This window comes from Nonomuraea sp. NPDC050643 (genome assembly GCF_040654715.1).
Classification (GTDB): Bacteria; Actinomycetota; Actinomycetes; order Streptosporangiales; family Streptosporangiaceae; genus Nonomuraea.
On sequence record NZ_JBFAIM010000001.1, the window covers coordinates 37,246 to 53,241 of the forward strand.

14 protein-coding genes are annotated in these 15,996 nt (G+C 68.9%); 11 read left to right on the forward strand and 3 right to left on the reverse strand.

Annotated elements, in window-relative coordinates; all coding sequences use genetic code 11:
* The first annotated feature begins 254 nt into the window (after positions 1–254).
* From AB0I15_RS00180 to AB0I15_RS00195, 4 genes are all read left to right on the forward strand, one after another.
* A complete protein-coding gene (locus AB0I15_RS00180) occupies positions 255–1,286 on the forward strand; it encodes a GDP-mannose 4,6-dehydratase (RefSeq protein ID WP_358087654.1) in 1,032 nt (343 codons plus the stop codon).
* 205 nt (positions 1,287–1,491) lie between these two features.
* Complete coding sequence (locus tag AB0I15_RS00185) at positions 1,492–2,115, forward strand: helix-turn-helix domain-containing protein (protein WP_358087657.1); 624 nt, start codon at positions 1,492–1,494, stop codon at positions 2,113–2,115.
* A gap of 91 nt (positions 2,116–2,206) precedes the next feature.
* Positions 2,207–3,043, forward strand: a complete 837-nt coding sequence (locus tag AB0I15_RS00190) for an SRPBCC family protein (RefSeq protein ID WP_358087660.1) — start codon at positions 2,207–2,209, stop codon at positions 3,041–3,043.
* 221 nt (positions 3,044–3,264) lie between these two features.
* Entirely contained in the window at positions 3,265–4,173 is a 909-nt protein-coding gene (locus tag AB0I15_RS00195; RefSeq protein WP_358087663.1) for a DUF559 domain-containing protein, read from the forward strand.
* 351 nt (positions 4,174–4,524) lie between these two features.
* On the opposite strand, the gene AB0I15_RS00200 is transcribed toward AB0I15_RS00195, so the two are convergent.
* On the reverse strand, positions 4,525–5,709 hold the full coding sequence (locus AB0I15_RS00200) for a cytochrome P450 (RefSeq protein ID WP_358087665.1): 1,185 nt from the start codon (positions 5,707–5,709) through the stop codon (positions 4,525–4,527).
* A gap of 1,482 nt (positions 5,710–7,191) precedes the next feature.
* Between AB0I15_RS00200 and AB0I15_RS00205 the strand changes: the two genes are divergently transcribed.
* The 7 genes from AB0I15_RS00205 to AB0I15_RS00235 are packed head-to-tail and all read left to right on the forward strand — an operon-like array spanning position 7,192 to position 14,528.
* Positions 7,192–8,037, forward strand: a complete 846-nt coding sequence (locus tag AB0I15_RS00205) for a fumarylacetoacetate hydrolase family protein (RefSeq protein ID WP_358087666.1) — start codon at positions 7,192–7,194, stop codon at positions 8,035–8,037.
* On the forward strand, positions 8,034–9,341 hold the full coding sequence (locus AB0I15_RS00210; RefSeq protein ID WP_358087669.1) for an L-fuconate dehydratase: 1,308 nt from the start codon (positions 8,034–8,036) through the stop codon (positions 9,339–9,341). Before AB0I15_RS00205 ends, AB0I15_RS00210 begins: the two co-directional genes overlap by 4 nt.
* Entirely contained in the window at positions 9,338–10,072 is a 735-nt protein-coding gene (locus AB0I15_RS00215; protein ID WP_358087671.1) for an SDR family oxidoreductase, read from the forward strand. The genes AB0I15_RS00210 and AB0I15_RS00215 overlap by 4 nt, the downstream gene beginning before the upstream one ends.
* A gap of 16 nt (positions 10,073–10,088) precedes the next feature.
* Complete coding sequence (locus AB0I15_RS00220) at positions 10,089–11,126, forward strand: sugar ABC transporter substrate-binding protein (protein ID WP_358087673.1); 1,038 nt, start codon at positions 10,089–10,091, stop codon at positions 11,124–11,126.
* Between the two features lie 26 nt (positions 11,127–11,152).
* A complete protein-coding gene (locus tag AB0I15_RS00225) occupies positions 11,153–12,604 on the forward strand; it encodes a sugar ABC transporter ATP-binding protein (RefSeq protein ID WP_358087676.1) in 1,452 nt (483 codons plus the stop codon).
* 5 nt (positions 12,605–12,609) lie between these two features.
* Positions 12,610–13,590, forward strand: coding sequence for an ABC transporter permease (locus tag AB0I15_RS00230; RefSeq protein ID WP_358087678.1), 981 nt, complete (start codon positions 12,610–12,612; stop codon positions 13,588–13,590).
* Entirely contained in the window at positions 13,590–14,528 is a 939-nt protein-coding gene (locus AB0I15_RS00235) for an aldo/keto reductase (protein WP_358087680.1), read from the forward strand. Before AB0I15_RS00230 ends, AB0I15_RS00235 begins: the two co-directional genes overlap by 1 nt.
* A 9-nt stretch (positions 14,529–14,537) precedes the next feature.
* Here AB0I15_RS00235 and AB0I15_RS00240 read toward each other — a convergent pair whose 3' ends face one another.
* A complete protein-coding gene (locus AB0I15_RS00240; protein ID WP_358087683.1) occupies positions 14,538–14,996 on the reverse strand; it encodes a GNAT family N-acetyltransferase in 459 nt (152 codons plus the stop codon).
* A gap of 47 nt (positions 14,997–15,043) precedes the next feature.
* Complete coding sequence (locus AB0I15_RS00245; RefSeq protein WP_358087685.1) at positions 15,044–15,991, reverse strand: DNA polymerase ligase N-terminal domain-containing protein; 948 nt, start codon at positions 15,989–15,991, stop codon at positions 15,044–15,046.
* Between the last annotated feature and the right edge of the window lie 5 nt (positions 15,992–15,996).

Here is a 15,996-nt window from a genome sequence, read left to right on the forward strand (position 1 = left end):
CACCCCTTTCTCCGCCGGTAGGGCCCTGAGTCGGGCGTGTACCGTGAAAGATGACCTTAGTCCGAGAAGGCTACCATTCGGTAGGTCGGCTGGAATTGTTCACATCTGCGGCTAAAGGCCGTGCGAACTGCGACGTTGCTGTAACCGAGCGTGGTTCGGTGGAACGTGTTCTATCTGGCTTGATGCCCTATCGAGGCGCTTAGCTGTACATTCCCGTCTCAAAGGGATGGGGTAGTCGATCCTTGGAGGACCCCTTGGCCAGGCGCGCTCTGATCACCGGCATCACCGGCCAGGACGGTTCCTATTTGGCGGAGCACCTGCTCGAGCAGGGGTACGAGGTGTGGGGGCTGGCCCGCGGCCAGGCGAACCCGCGCGTGTCCCGGATGCGCAAGCTGCTCACCGAGGTGCAGGTGGTGCGCGGCGACCTGCTGGACCAGGGGTCGCTGATCTCGGCCGTCGAGCGGGTGCGGCCGGATGAGGTCTACAACCTGGGGGCGATCTCGTTCGTGCCCATGTCCTGGGAGCAGGCCGAGCTCACGGCCGAGGTGACCGGGATGGGGGTGTTGCGGATGCTTGAGGCGATTCGGGTGTGCTCGGGCGTGTCGCGGGGTGGGGGCTCGGGGGCGTCCGGCGGACAGATCCGCTTTTATCAGGCTTCGTCCTCCGAGATGTTCGGCCAGGTCAGCGAGACGCCGCAGACGGAGCGCACCGCGTTCCACCCGCGCTCGCCGTACGGGGTGGCCAAGGCGTACGGGCACTTTCTCACGCAGAACTACCGGGAGTCGTACGGGATGTTCGCGGTGTCCGGAATCCTGTTCAACCACGAGTCGCCGCGCAGAGGCGCCGAGTTCGTCACCAGGAAGGTGTCGCTCGGGGTGGCCCGGATCAAGCTGGGGCTGGCCACGGAGCTGCGGCTGGGCAACCTGGAGGCGCGGCGCGACTGGGGCTTCGCGGGCGACTACGTCAAGGCCATGCACCTGATGCTGCAGGCGGCCAACCCCGAGGACTACGTGATCGGGACCGGGCGCATGAAGTCGGTCAGGGAGCTGGTGGAGGCGGCGTTCACGGCGGCGGGGCTGGACTGGGAGCGGTACGTCGTGACCGACCAGGCACTGCACCGGCCGGCGGAGGTCGACCTGCTGTGCGCCGACCCGAAGAAGGCGCGGACGCAGCTCGCGTGGGAGCCGAAGGTGCCGTTCGACGAGCTGGTGGCGATGATGGTCGAAAGCGACCTGCGCCTCCTGTCGGCCGGCGGCGACGCCGACCAGGACAGCTCCTGGCCGTAACCGCTCGCTGCGCGTCTTCTTGCAGGCGCTGTTACGCGCCGCCGTGGTCCGCCAGACGCCGTAGTGGGCTCGCGCCTGTCCAGGGAAACGGCCTCTGACCGTTCAGTGGCGCGCCGCCGTTACGGTGCGTGAAGTTGACCTTGTTCCGTGGCTTTGCCGTGCCCCATTGACAAGTCAGATTTTTATGTAAAAGATTGTTTTTGCAATGAGAGATGTCCTGTACCTGGAAGAGATCGAGCAGGCCGAGGCGCTGCTCAAGCCGCAGCGCGTGGAGGTGCTGCGGCAGTTGGCCGAGCCGCGGACGTGCTCCGAGGTCGCCGAGCGGCTCGGGCAGACGCCGCAGCGGGTCTACTACCACGTCAAGCGGCTGGTGGACGCGGGGCTGGTGGACCTGGTGTCCGAGCGCAAGGTGCGCGGGATCCATGAGGGCATCTACCAGGCGGGGGCGCGGTCGTACTGGCTGTCGCCGCGGCTGGTGGGGCGGATCGGGCTGCGCAGGGCCCGTGACGAGCTCAGCCTCGGTTACCTGCTCGACCTCATGGAGGACGTTCAGGCCGACATCGCGGCGCTCGACAGGGCGGCGCCCGAGTTGCCCTCCATCGGGTTGTCCGGGGAGATCCGCGTCCGTCCTGAGCAACGCCAGGAGTTCCTGAACGAGCTTCAGGGCATGCTTCAGGGCCTTTTCACGCGGTATGGCGGGGCTGACGGGGACGCCTTCAAGCTGGCCGTCGCCTGCTACCCCCACGTCGTCCCGCCCACCGCCCCCGAAACCGACCCCCACGTTGATCCCGGAGCCGTCCCCCCAACCGGCCCCCATGCCGATTCCTGAGCCGGCCTTTCATCCGATTCCTGAGCCGATCTTCGAGCCGATCTTCGAGCCGAGCTTCGAGTTGCCGATGAGTCCAGAGGAGAACGAGACGATGACTGAGCCCATGATCCTTCGAGCCCGTGTGGCGGCGCCCGTGGCGGAGGTGCGTCACGCGCTGACCGATCCGGCCGCCATGCGCGTCTGGCTGGCCGAGCATGCCGAGGTGGAGGCGCCGGACCGGTTCGGGTTCTGGGGGCGTACGACGCCGGAGGGGGACGCCCCGCACCAGCGGCTGTTGCACGCGGACGAGCGTACGGTGCGGTTCGCGTGGCTGCTCGACGGCGAGGAGACCACCGCCGAACTGGCCCTGGAGGAGGACGAGGACGGCACGACCATCGTGACCCTGTCGCAGTCCCACTTCGACTTCCAGGACCTGATCACGGGGAAGAGCATCCGGGGGGTGCTGCAGACGTACTGGTGCCAGGCGCTGACGAACCTGGCCGAGCACTTCGAGGGGCGGGAGCTGACGCCGCAGGTCGACTACACCACGGCGGAGATGCGGGTCGAGGTCGTGATCGGCGCGCCGCCGTCGGAGGTCTTCGAGTCGCTGACCTCTTCGGAGGCGGTGGCACGGTGGTGGGGGTATCCGGTGGAGGTGGAGCCGTACGTGGGGGGCCGCTGGGCCATGGGCAGCCTCGCCGACGACCCGAACCCGGCCAAGGTCCTGGAACTGGACCCCGCCCGGCGCTTCTCCCTGGACTGGGGCGACTCGGGGGTCGGGGTGTGGGAGCTGGAAGGGTCGGAGGGCAAGACGCGGCTGACGGTGATGCAGAGCGGCTTCGACGAGACCCGGCCCCCGTACGCGGCGTGGGGCGGCTTCCTGGCCGGAGTCGCAGAACTCCGCCGCTACCTCGAACTCCCCAACTGGCGCCCAGTCCTCCTCCCATAGCCACCTCACCTGGCAGGGCCCTCACCACGACGCTCTGGCCCTCACCACGACGCTCTGGCAGTCACCACGACGCTCTGGCCGCGGCCCTCAGGCGTACCCCGGCCTCACCTCACCCATGACCACTGCACTTGCCTGAGTCATGCCTGTGGACAACTGCCACCGATCCACAGAACCCCGTTCGGCGCGCCCTCGCCCCACCTCGCCGCGACACCCTTGGCCGCATGCCTCACCCTCACCCCACCCGAGCCCTTCCCACCACCCAGGCGGCCGGCAGTAAGGCGGTCAAAGACGTGCCGCCGGCCACCACCGCACCACCGGTTTCCTTGGCCGAACGCACCAGACGAGTCACCCAATCAGTCCCCCAGGTCGTCGCCTGCGGCCAAACGGCGGCCCACACCTGGGGGCTGAAGATCCTTGGCACTTCAGAGCCCGACTGGCCGATAGAGCTCACCGCCCCCGCCCACCTGACCCTCCCGGGTTGCGTCACCTACACGGCCCCGCTCCCCAGAGAGGACATCACCCATCACAAGGGCGTCCGCCTGACCACGGTGGAACGTACAGCCCTCGACTGCGCCCGCAGGTTGCCACGCATGGAGGCGGTGGCCATCCTCGACCAGTTCGCCCGCCGTGGCCTCGACCTCGAGGCCCTGTGGCGCCGCCCGCTCAACTCCTGGCACCTGCGCGACACCCTCAGCCTCGCCGACAGAGGCGCCGCCTCCCCAAGGGAAAGCTGGCTCCGGGTCATCCTCGTGGAGGGCGGCCTACCCAGACCCACCACCCAGATCCGGGTCGAGCTGGACGAGGATCGCCACGCCTACCTCGATCTGGGCTGGGAGGAGTTCAAGGTCGCAGTCGAGTACGACGGCCAGGAGCACCACACCTCAGCCGCCGACCAACGACACGACGCGGACCGCCGCGACGAGCTCCGAAGGCGCGGCTGGCGAGTGATCGCCGTCCGACGAGACGTCATCCCCGCCCAGGTCGCCGACCTTCTCGAACACGTCGCCAACGCCTTGATCGAGCGCGGCTGGCAACCAGGCCCGGAACGCACAAAACGCATCCTCACCCGCATCCGCGCCGCCCGCCGCAAAACCCGCCACCGCTTACCCACCCACCGCAGCGTTCCCTGAGGCCCTGGCACCCGAGCCCATCGAGCGCCAAGCCCACCGCGCACCCGACACCACACAGCCATTGGGCACCTCGCTTACCGCAAACCCGGCACAGCACGTGCAGCCCGGCCGCCGCAACGATGTGTCGTCCGGCCAGCCGCAACCCACACACAGCACCACCCGACCCCGACCCCGACTCGTACACGGGCCTCGAACTCAGACCCGCACCCGAACCCGAACCCGAACCAAGGCCCACAACCAGAGCCGCATCCAGACCCGAACCTAAGCCCAAACCCAGGCCCGAACCCGAACCCGAACCAAGGGCCGAACCCGAACCAAGGGCCGAACGCGGACCCAGACCCGAACCTGGGCTCAGCCGATGGTGACCGGCAGTTCCTTGATTCCGTTGATGAAGTTCGAGCGCAGTCTCCGGGCCGGTCCCGTCTGGTGGAGGCGGGGGTGGCGGCGGGCCAGTTGCTCGAAGAGGATGCGGAGCTCCAGTTTGGCCAGGTGGTTCCCGAGGCAGAAGTGAGCGCCGCCGCCCCCGAAGCCGATGTGCGGGTTCGGGTCGCGGCCGATGTCGAAGGTCCCGCCGTCCGGGAAGACCGTGGCGTCGCGGTTGGCCGAGGCGTAGAAGACCACGACCTTGTCGTCGGCCTTGATCGGCTGTCCACCCAGCACCTGGTCGGTCGTCGAGGTACGGCGGAAGAGGTTGACCGGGGAGACCCAGCGGACGATCTCGTCGGCGGCCGTCTTCGCCATGGTCGGGTCGGCCACGAGGCGGTCCCACTGGTCCGGGTGCTCGAAGAGGGCGAGCATGCCGCCGGAGGCCGCGTTGCGCGTGGTCTCGTTGCCGGCCACCACCAGAAGGAGGACGAACAGGTCGAACTCGTTCTCGTCGAGGGTCTCGCCGTGCTCGTTCGGCTGCAGGAGCTTGGTGACGATGTCGTTCTTCGGGCTGGCCTTGCGCTGGGCGGCGAGCTGGTTGGCGTAGGCGTAGACCTCCATGGCGGCTCCGGAACCCTCTTCGGGGTTGGCGGAGTAGTCGGGGTCCTGGGCGCCGATCATGCGGTTCGACCAGTTGAACAGCTTGTCGCGGTCCGACACGGGCGCGCCGAGCAGCTCGCAGATGACGTAGAGGGGGAGGGGCGCGGCGACTTCGGTGACGAAGTCGATCTCGCCGGTCAGCTTGTCGAGGAGATCGTCGCAGATGTCGCGGATGTGCTGTTCGAGGGCGCCGATCGTGCGCGGCGTGAAGCCCCGGTTGACCAGCGCCCGCCGCCTCGTGTGCTCCGGCGGGTCCTGGTTGAGCATCATGAGGCGCTGGAGCGCGATCTGATCCTCGGCCAGATCGTCGAAGAGGGCGAGCTTCTTGTGGGAGGAGAACAGGTCGGAGTGCCGCGATACGTGAACGACGTCCTCGTACCGGGTGACGGCCCAGAAGCCGGGCTCGCCCTCGTGCCAGTGGACGGGGCTGTTCGCGCGCAACCAGGCGAGCTGTTCGTGGGGTGGTCCAGCGGTCGCGTATAGGTCCCTGTCGACAAGGTCGATGTGCACGCGGGTCACCTCTTGATCAAGCGCTTGGTTATGCAGTACTGAAACGTGTTCTATTACGTCCCTGTACGGTCGTCAAGGACGGCGATGGATCGTTCCTGATCGTTGCCGGTTAAATGTAAGGGGGTCATAAGCGCGAGGCGAGCTGTATCCGGTGGTAGACGGCAGAAATCGGCCGGCTGTGTTCACGGGTGGCTTGGTTGGAGGCACTCAGGGTGACGGGTGCGCGCCGGGGCGGTCGAGTACGCACAGAGGGCCGGCTAAGGGTCTGGGATCAGCTACGGGTCTGGAGGTTCGCTACGGGTCGGGGGGTCGGGTGTCGGCGGAGTCGGTCGGGATGAGGGTTGCGGGTCGGCTGGAGGCGGGGTCGGCCGGTTAAGAACCAGGGGTTGGTTACAGGCCGGGTTGGCCGAGGTGAGGGCTGCGGGTCGGTTGAGGGCCGGGTTGCTCGGGGTTGGGGCTGCGGGTTGATTGTGCGCCGGGTTGGTCGAGGTTGGGGCTGCGGGCCGGAGGTTGGTTGCGGGTCGGAGGTTGGAGTTGCGGGCCGGAGGTTGTTGTGGGCCGGGTCGGATGGTTGTGGGCCAGGGGTTGGTGTGGGCCAGGTTGGTTGGTTGAGGGCCGAGGGTTTGGTTGCGGGCCAGGCTGGTTGGTTGGTTGGGGGCCGAGGGTTGGCTGTGGTGGGAGTGGTCAGGTGAGGGTCCGGGGCTTGGGTGCGGGCCGGGTGGCTAGGTGAAGGCCGGGAGTCGGGTTGGCGGGGTGGTTGCGCGCGGGGCGCGCGGCACATGGTCGGGTGGGGTGACTGCATGTTCGGGTGGGTATGGCACAAGTCCCCATCGCAGCGCTTCGGCGCTCGTGCCAGTGCCAGTGCCAGTGCCAGTGCCAGCGCTCGTGCCAGTGCCAGTGCCAGCGCTCGTGCCAGTGCCAGTGCCAGCGCTCGTGCCCGTGCCAGTGCCAGCGCTCGTGCCAGTGCCAGTGCCAGCGCTCGTGCCCGTGCCAGTGCCAGCGCTCGTGCCCGTGCCAGCGCCAGCGCTCGTGCCCGTGCCAGCGCCAGCGCTCGTGCCCGTGCCCGTGCCAGTGTCAGTGCTCGTGCCCGTCTCTGTCCCATGGACGGCGCCCATTCCAGGCGGTCTCGTCCCGTCCTGAGCCCCGTTCGCCCCGTTGGTCCGTTGCCGTTCGTACCCGTTCGTTGTCGCGGGTGTCGGTGGTCATTCCGGGTTTGCCGGTGGGGTTTGTGGGCTCGGATGTGCCGCGTTCGACGGCTTTCACCAGCCCAACGTTTACGTCCGATGTATGTGCGGGAGAAATTTCGATCATGTGGTAAAGCCGTCGGACCGGTTAACTCGGTTCACAGACAATCAACTTCTCGAAGAGGTGTATTTCGAGGTCGCAGATCGGAGGTATCCCTGCTCGCGGCCTTGACACACTCCGCCCGCGCGCACGAGCATCGGGAGATAAGACATCCGATGTATAGATGAAGGATGCGGTGTGAAGCTGCTGCGAGTAGGACCTGTCGGCCAGGAACGACCGGTGGTGCTGGATGATGCCGGAAACCTGCGCGACATCGGGGAGCCCGAGATTGACGGTGCTTTCCTCGCCTCTGGGGGAGTGGCGCGTGTCCGCGACGCGCTCGGGCGAGGCGACTTGCCCGTCGTCGAGGCCGAAGGGCTGCGGGTCGGGGCGCCGATCGTGCGTCCGGGGAAGATCGTCTGCATCGGCCTGAACTACAGCGACCACGCCGCCGAGTCCGGCGCCGAGGTGCCGGCCGAGCCCGTCGTCTTCATGAAGGCCGCCAACACCATGGTCGGCCCGTACGACGAGGTGCTGGTGCCCCGAGGCAGTGTGAAGACGGACTGGGAAGTGGAGCTGGCCGTCGTCATCGGCCAGGAGGCCCGCTATCTGGGCAGCCGGGAGGAGGCGCTCGGGGTGATCGCCGGGTACGCCATCTCCAACGACGTCTCCGAGCGGGAGTTCCAGCTTGAGCGCGGCGGGCAGTGGGACAAGGGCAAGTCCTGTGAGACGTTCAACCCGATCGGCCCGTGGCTCGTGACGGCCGACGAGGTGGGCGATCCGCAGAACCTGTCTCTGAGGCTCTGGGTCAACGGGGAGCTGCGCCAGGACGGTGACACCAAGAACATGATCTTCGATGTGGCGGAGATCGTCCGGTATCTGAGCCAGTTCATGGTGCTCGAACCCGGCGACGTGATCAACACCGGCACCCCGGCCGGAGTCGCGATGGGCATGCCGGGCCAGCCGTACCTGCGTGCGGGTGACGTGGTGGAGCTCGAGATCGAGGGGCTGGGGCGGCAGAAGCAGACAGTGGGGCAGGCATGACGGGAACGGGAGCGCCGGCGTACCGGATCATCGGGATGGAGACGCGCGACGTGCGGTTTCCGACCTCGCGCGAGCTCGACGGCTCCGACGCGATGAACCCCGACCCCGACTACTCCGCCGCGTACGTCGTGCTCAAGACCGACGACGGCCACGAGGGGCACGGGTTCGCGTTCACGATCGGGCGCGGGAACGACATCCAGACCACGGCCATCAGCGCGCTGGAGTCGTACGTGGTCGGCAAGGACGTCGAAGACCTCGGCGCCCTCTACCGGGACATGGTCAACGACTCGCAGTTGCGGTGGCTGGGGCCGGAGAAGGGCGTCATGCACATGGCGATCTCCGCCGTGGTCAACGCCCTGTGGGATCTCAAGGCCAAGCGGGCGGGCCTGCCGTTGTGGCGGTTGCTGTCGGAGATGTCGCCCGAGGAGATCGTCGACCTCATCGACTTCCGCTATCTGAGTGACGCCCTGACGAAGGACGAGGCGCTCGAGATCCTGAAGGCCGCAGAAGAGGGCAAGGCGGAGCGGATCGCGTATCTGATCGAGAACGGCTACCCCGCCTACACGACCTCTCCGGGCTGGCTCGGCTACGACGACGAAAAGTTGCGGCGGCTCTGCAAGGAGGCGCTCGACCAGGGGTTCGGGCAGATCAAGCTCAAGGTCGGCGCCGATCTCGAGGACGACAAGCGCCGGTTCAGGGTGGCCCGCGAGGTGTGCGGGGCCGACTTCCCGATCGCGATCGACGCCAACCAGCGCTGGGACGTCGGCTCGGGCATCGAGTGGATCAACGCGCTGCGCGAGTTCAACCCGCACTGGGTCGAGGAGCCGACCAGCCCGGACGACGTGCTGGGCCACGCCGCCATCGCCCGGGGGATTCATCCCATTCCGGTGGCCACGGGCGAGCACGTACAGAACCGGATCGTGTTCAAGCAGCTTCTGCAGGCCGAGGCCATCTCCTACGTGCAGATCGACTCGGCGCGCGTCGGCGGGGTCAACGAGAACCTGGCGATCCTGCTGCTCGCGGCCAAGTTCGGTCTCCCGGTCTGCCCGCACGCGGGCGGCGTCGGGCTGTGCGAGCTGGTGCAGCACCTGTCGATGTTCGACTACGTGGCGGTCACCGGCTCGATGGACAACCGCGTGATCGAGTACGTGGACCACCTCCACGAGCACTTCGTCGACCCGGTCGTCATCAGCAACGGCCGTTACGTCGCCCCGTCCGTGCCGGGGTTCAGCGCGGAGATGCACGCGGAGTCGATCGCCGCCCACACCTTCCCCGGCGGCGAGGCATGGAAGGACGAGGCATGAGCCTGAAAGCGGTCGTGACCGGCGGAGGTTCCGGTATCGGGCTGGCGGCGGCCACCGCGCTGGCCGCGCGGGGCATGACGGTCGCCTGCCTCGACCTCAACCCGCCCGGCGAGCCCTTCGTCGGGATCAAGGCCGACGTCACCGACGACGCCGGGGTGCGGGCCGCGGTGGCCGAGGCCGCCGAGCGGCTGGGCGGCATCGATGTGCTGGTCAACAACGCGGGCATCGGGGCGCAGGGCACCATCGAGGACAACCCGGACAGTGAGTGGCACAAGGTGTTCGACGTCAACGTGCTCGGCATGGTCCGGGTGGCGCGGGCGGCGCTGCCGTACCTGAGGAGGTCCGAGCACGCGGCGATCGTCAACACCTGCTCGATCGCCGCCACCGCCGGGCTGCCGCAGCGGGCGCTCTACAGCGCCACCAAGGGTGCGGTGCTGTCGCTGACGCTCGCCATGGCCGCCGATCACATTCGCGAGGGCATCCGGGTCAACTGCGTCAACCCGGGCACCGCGGACACCCCGTGGGTGGCGCGGCTGCTCGACTCGGCCGGCGACCCCGAGGCCGAGCGGGCGGCGCTCAACGCCAGGCAGCCGATGGGCCGCCTGGTCAGCGCGGAGGAGGTCGCCGCGGCGATCGCCTACCTCGCCTCCCCGGAGGCCGGTGCGACCACCGGGACCGCGCTCGCGGTCGACGGAGGGATGCAGGGGCTCCGGCTCCGGCCAACCAACTAAGGAAGGTTACCCCCCCATGATGTTCGGACGGGCGGTCGCGGGAGCGGCCCTCTTAGCGGTCGTCACCGCGTGTGGCTCAGGAACGACCGGCTCAGGAACGACGGCGGAGGGAGGAGGCGGCGGCGGAAAGGTCGGCATCGACCACCCCCGGGCCGACTCCGACTTCTGGAACTCCTACATCAAGTACGTCCCTCAGATGGCCGGCGAGCTCAAGGTGGACCTCATGCCCGCCACGAACTCGCAGAACGACGTGGCCAAGCTGGTCAACAACGTGCAGGCGCTGATCGGCCAGGGCGCCAAGGTGGTCGTCATGGCCCCGCAGGACACCGGCGCCATCGCCAACACGTTGCAGCAGCTCGAGAACAAGAAGATCCCCGTCGTGACCGTCGACACCCGTCCGGACAAGGGCAAGGTCTACATGGTCGTACGCGCGGACAACCGCGCGTACGGCACCAAGGCGTGCGAGTTCCTCGGTGAGAAACTCGGTGGCAAGGGCAAGGTCGTGCAGCTCCAGGGCGCGCTCAGCTCGATCAACGGCCGTGACAGGTCGGAGGCGTTCCTGGAGTGCATGCAGAGCAAGTTCCCCGGCATCACGGTGTTCAGCGAGCCGACCGAGTGGGAGGGCAGCAAGGCGGCCTCCATGCTGCAGACCCGCCTGGAGCAGAACCCGGACATCAAGGGCATCTATCTGCACGCCGGAGGCGTCCACCTGGCCCCGACGCTGCAGGTGCTCAAGCAGAAGGGCCTGCTGGTCCCGCCGGAGGACCCCAAGCACGTCTTCGTGATCTCGAACGACGGCATCCCGCAGGAGTTCGAGTCGATCCGCAAGGGCGACATCGACGCCACGGTGTCGCAGCCCGCCGACCTGTACGCCAAGTACGCCCTCTACTACGCCAAGGCCGCGGCCGAGGGCAAGTCGTTCAAGGCGGGCCCCACAGACCACGGCAGCACGATCATCCAGCTCCCGAACGGCCTGGAGGACCAGCTCCCCGCGCCGCTCGTGACCAAGGAGAACGTGGATGACAAGAGTCTCTGGGGCAACCAGGTCAAGTAATGAACATTCACGTTGAAGCCCGAAACGTGGTGAAACGCTTCGGCCCGACCACCGCGCTCAACGGCGCGGAGATCGCGATAGCCGAGGGCGAGACCCACGCCCTGGTCGGCAGGAACGGCGCGGGGAAGTCCACCCTCGTGTCGATCCTCACCGGGCTCCAGCGGCCGGACGAGGGCGAGGTGCGGTTCTCGGGACAGGCCGCGCCCGCACTCGCCGACCGCGACGCCTGGCGGCAGCGCGTCGCCTGCGTCTACCAGAAGTCCACGATCATCCCGGCGCTGACGGTGGCCGAGAACCTGTTCCTCAACCGCCAGTCGGCCGGGGGCACGATCAACTGGCGGGCGCTGCGGGGCCGGGCACGTGAGGTGCTGGACACGTACGAGGTGGACGTGGACGCGCGGGCACTGGCCGGAGACCTGAGCGTCGAGCAGCGGCAGCTCGTGGAGATCGCCAGAGCACTGTCGTTCGGCGCCAGGTTCATCATCCTCGACGAGCCCACCGCCCGGCTCGACGGCCCGGCCATCGAGCGGCTGTTCGCCCGTATGCGCTCGCTGCGCGAGCAGGGTGTCACCATGATGTACATCTCCCACCACCTCGACGAGGTCTACGAGATCTGCCAGAGCGTCACGGTCTTCCGCGACGCCCGCCACATCGCCACCAGGGCGGTCGCCGACCTCCCGCACGACGAGCTGGTCGCCGCGATGACGGGGGAGGCCACGCAGGCGTACGAGTCCCGCTCCCGCACCCCCGGTGACGCGGTCGTGCTGGCAGGCGAGGGCCTCACGCTGACCGGCCGCTACGCGAATGTCGATATTTCCGTTAAATCGGGCGAAGTCGTCGGCCTGGCGGGCTCCGCCAGCAGCGGCAAGGTCGGCCTGGCCGAGACCCTCGTCGGCCTGCGCAGGGCCGACACGGGCACGGTCACGGTCAACGGCGCCAGGGTCAGGCCCGGCGACGTGCCCGCCGCCCTGCGGGCCGGGCTCGGCTTCGTCCCCGAGGACCGCCACCACGAGGGCTTCGTGCCGATGCTCTCGGTCGGGGAGAACGCCACGTTCCCGATCGCCCGCAAGCTGGGCCGGTACGGCCTGGTCTTCCCGGCCAGGCGCCGGGCCAAGGCCCAGGAAATGATCGCAAATCTGGACATCAAGACGGAAGGGCCTGATCAGCCGGTCGGTGACCTGTCCGGAGGCAACGCGCAGAAGGTGGTGTTCGCCAGGGCGCTCGTGGACGACCCGACCGTCCTGGTCGTCATCAACCCGACGGCGGGCATCGACGTCAAGGCCAAGCAGGCCCTGCTCGGCGCCGTGGAGGACGCGGTCGGGCGGGGAGCGGGGGCCGTGGTGGTCTCCGACGAGCTCGACGACCTGCGGATCTGCGACCGGGTGCTGGTGATGTTCCACGGCAGGGTCGTGAAGGACATGCCACGTGGGTGGACCGACCACGAGCTCGTGGCCGTGATGGAAGGCATGGAAGATTGACCACTTTGACGGCGTCCGCCCCCCGGATGCGGCTGGCCAGGTTCCGTGATCTGACGCTGGTGCCGGTGATCGTGATCCTGCTGGTCGTGGGCGCGTTCCTGGACCCGACCTTCCTGACGCCGGGCAACCTGACGAACGTGCTGCAGCAGCAGGCGGCGATCTCGCTCCTCGTGCTGGCCGAGGCGATGATCCTGATCGCCGGCAAGTTCGACCTGTCGCTGGAGTCCACGGTCGGCACCGCGCCCGCGATCGCGGTGATGCTGGTGGTCCCGGTGGCGGCGGGCGGGTTCGGCATCGGGCTGCCCGGAGCGCTGGTGATCCCGTTCGCCCTGCTCATCGGGGCGGCCATCGGCGCGTTCAACGGCTTCCTGATCATCAGGTTCCAGCTCTCGGCGTTCATCGTCACGCTGGCCATGCTGATCATCGTGCACGGCTTCCTCCAGGGGCCGACCGAGGGCAAGACCCTCTTCCAGCTCCCCGACTCGATCCTCTACCTGGGCAGCGCCATGTGGCTCGGCCTCCCGGCGGCCATCTGGATCGCCGGCGTGCTGTTCGCGGTCGGCATCTTCGGCCTCGGCTACCTCAGGATCGGCCGCGCCCTCTACGCGATCGGCGGCAACACCGACGCCGCCCGCGCCGCCGGCATCCGGGTGGACCGGGTGCTCTACGGCGTGTTCATCCTGGGTGGGACGCTCGCGGCGCTGGCCGGTATCCTCGAAACCGGGCGTCTCGGGGCAATCGGCAACAACCAGGGCGTCGGCTGGATCTTCATGGTGTTCGCGGCGGCCGTCATCGGCGGCGTCAGCATGGACGGCGGGAAAGGCACGATCCTGGGCGCACTCACCGGAGTCCTGGTCATCGGCCTGGTGCAGAACATCCTCACGCTCATCGGCGTCTCGGGCTTCTGGCAGCCGGTCATCTACGGCGCGATCATCCTCATCGCCCTCATGATCAGCCGAATAGCCGGCGGAAAGGCTCAAGATTGATGGAACGCATCGAACTACCCCGTCGCGGATTCGGCGGCGCGCCGATCGGCAACCTGTTCGAGGAGGTCCCGGAGGAGCAGGCGCGCGCCACGATCGACGCCGCCTGGGACCAAGGGGTCCGCCTGTACGACACCGCGCCCCACTACGGCCTCGGCCTGTCGGAACGCCGCCTGGGCGCCGCCCTCGCCGGCCGCTCCGGCTACGTGCTGTCCACGAAGGTCGGCCGCCTGCTGGTGCCCGCCTCCTCGGGTGGCCGCCGGGACGGCGAGGGCTTCGACGTGCCCGCCGACCTCGAGCGGGTGTGGGACTTCTCCCGCGACGGCGTACGCAGGTCGCTGGCGGAGTCGCTGGCCAGGCTCGGGCTGCCGGCCATCGACATCGCGCTCATCCACGACCCCGACGACCATGTGGAGCAGGCGATCGAGCAGGCGTACCCGGCGCTGGCCGAGGCGCGGGCCGAAGGCTCCGTACGCGCGATCGGCGTCGGGATGAACCAGTGGCAGGCGCCGCTGCGCTTCGTCCAGGAGACCGACATCGACGTCGTCATGCTCGCGGGCCGCTACACCCTGCTCGACCAGTCGGGCCTGCCGCTCCTGGAGGAGTGCGTCAAGCGCGGGGTGCGGGTGCTGGCGGCCGGGGTCTTCAACAGCGGCCTGCTGGCCACGGGCGAACCCGCGGGGACCTACAACTACCAGCCCGCGCCGGAGCCGATGGTGGAGCGGGCGCGGCGGATCGCGGCGGTGTGCGAGCGGCACGGCGTCACGCTGCCGCAGGCCGCCATGGCCTTCCCGCTGCGCCACCCGGCGATCGCCACGGTCGTGCTGGGCGCCCGCGCGCCCCAGGAGGTCGTCGCCAACGCCGCCCTGTGGTCGCGGCCGGTGCCCGACGCGCTGTGGGCGGAACTGGAGGCGGAGGAGCTGCTGCAGGCCCTGGGGTAGGCGGCTGTCTCAGGCCCCGGGGTAGGTGTAGTTCGCCAGCCACAGCCCCGGGATCACCTCGACCTCGCCGGCGGCCACGAACCCGAGCCGCTCGTAGAGCCTGCGCGCGGGCGCGTTGTCCCGCCCGGTGGACACCACCACCCGCCGCCCGGCGGCCCTGGCCATGACCTCCTTGACCAGGGCCCGCCCGATGCCCTGCCGCAGCGCCGACGGATGCACGACCAGCCGGTTGAGATCCACCTCACCGGCCGTCTCCTCCCATGCCACGGCCCCCACCAGCCGGTCGTCCTCGTCCGTCGCGCCGAGCCACAGGAGCGGCTGTGCCCGCAGCTCTTCGAGGCTCTCGTGCAGCGGCGGGATCCGGTCGTCGTCGATGATCTCGGCCTCGACCGTGTAGGAGGCGTGTTGCAGGGCGAGCAGCTCGGCGCCGAGGGGGTCGGTGTCGGGGGAGATTCCGGTGATCAGCACGGCACGAGTATCCCTCAGCCGATCTCCCCGGTGCACCGCATGGCCGGTCACGCCGGGATGAACAGCCAGGACTTGGACGGCCCCGGCTCGTACGGCGAGTCCAGCCGTTTGGCCACCACCCCCGGCAGCCCCTGCTCCCTGGCCGCCTGGCGCACCGGCTCCGCCTCCCCGGGCCACGAGGGCGCCGTCTGCCAGTGGGCGCCGCCCAGCTCCAGCGCCTCCAGCGCCGCCCGCCGCACCGTGTACGGCTCCCCGGTCAGCGAGCGCCCGTCGTCGTACAGCAGGTCGTAGAAGAGGAGGATCTCCGCGCCGCCCAGGGTGGCCAGCTCGCCGTCCAGCACCGCCGTACGGCTGCCGAACGACTCGGCCAGCCCCCGCAGCCACGGATGCTCCCTGGCGGCCTCCGTACGGCCTCCGTCGATGGGCACCACCAGGCGCCGGCCGCCCCACGCGAACTCGAAGGCGTAGGCCGGGACGTCCTTCGGCGGCCGGGCGCGCTCGGTCGGCAGCATGGGCTCCAGCGCCGGGAACGGGTCGCGGACCGCGCCGCCCATGCGGTGGATCATCCAGTTCTTGCCCCGCGTCCGGAAGAGCACGAACCGGCCCGTGGCCCGCTCGCCGCGCAGGACGAACTTGACCTCGCGATCCGACCACTTCTCCGTCTCGTACGTGCCGGAGTCCCAGATGGTCATGGTGCCGCCGCCGTACTCGCCCCGCGGGATCTCGCCGTGGAAGGTGAGGTATTCCATCGGATGGTCCTCGGTGTGCACGGCCAGGTGGTTGGTGCCGGGGTCGGCCGGCAGGCCCTTGGGGACGGCCCAGGAGACCAGGACGCCGTCGCGTTCGAGGCGCAGGTCCCAGTGCAGCGACCGCGCGTGGTGCTCCTGGATGACGAACGCGTCGCCGCCGGGGGAGGAGGAGGGGGCGTCGGGGACGGGCTCAGGGGTACGTTCTGGGTCGCGTTTGCTCCGATATCGCTCTAGTTTGTCGGACACAGAAC

What these genes read in the sequence shown, in the direction of transcription:
- AB0I15_RS00185 (WP_358087657.1), top strand. Translation starts at nt 1,492, where the DNA reads ATGAGAGATGTCCTGTACCTGGAAGAGATCGAGCAGGCCGAGGCGCTG.
- AB0I15_RS00190 (WP_358087660.1), top strand. Translation starts at nt 2,207, where the DNA reads ATGACTGAGCCCATGATCCTTCGAGCCCGTGTGGCGGCGCCCGTGGCG.
- AB0I15_RS00195 (WP_358087663.1), top strand. Translation starts at nt 3,265, where the DNA reads ATGCCTCACCCTCACCCCACCCGAGCCCTTCCCACCACCCAGGCGGCC.
- AB0I15_RS00210 (WP_358087669.1), top strand. Translation starts at nt 8,034, where the DNA reads ATGACGGGAACGGGAGCGCCGGCGTACCGGATCATCGGGATGGAGACG.
- AB0I15_RS00215 (WP_358087671.1), top strand. Translation starts at nt 9,338, where the DNA reads ATGAGCCTGAAAGCGGTCGTGACCGGCGGAGGTTCCGGTATCGGGCTG.
- AB0I15_RS00220 (WP_358087673.1), top strand. Translation starts at nt 10,089, where the DNA reads ATGATGTTCGGACGGGCGGTCGCGGGAGCGGCCCTCTTAGCGGTCGTC.
- AB0I15_RS00235 (WP_358087680.1), top strand. Translation starts at nt 13,590, where the DNA reads ATGGAACGCATCGAACTACCCCGTCGCGGATTCGGCGGCGCGCCGATC.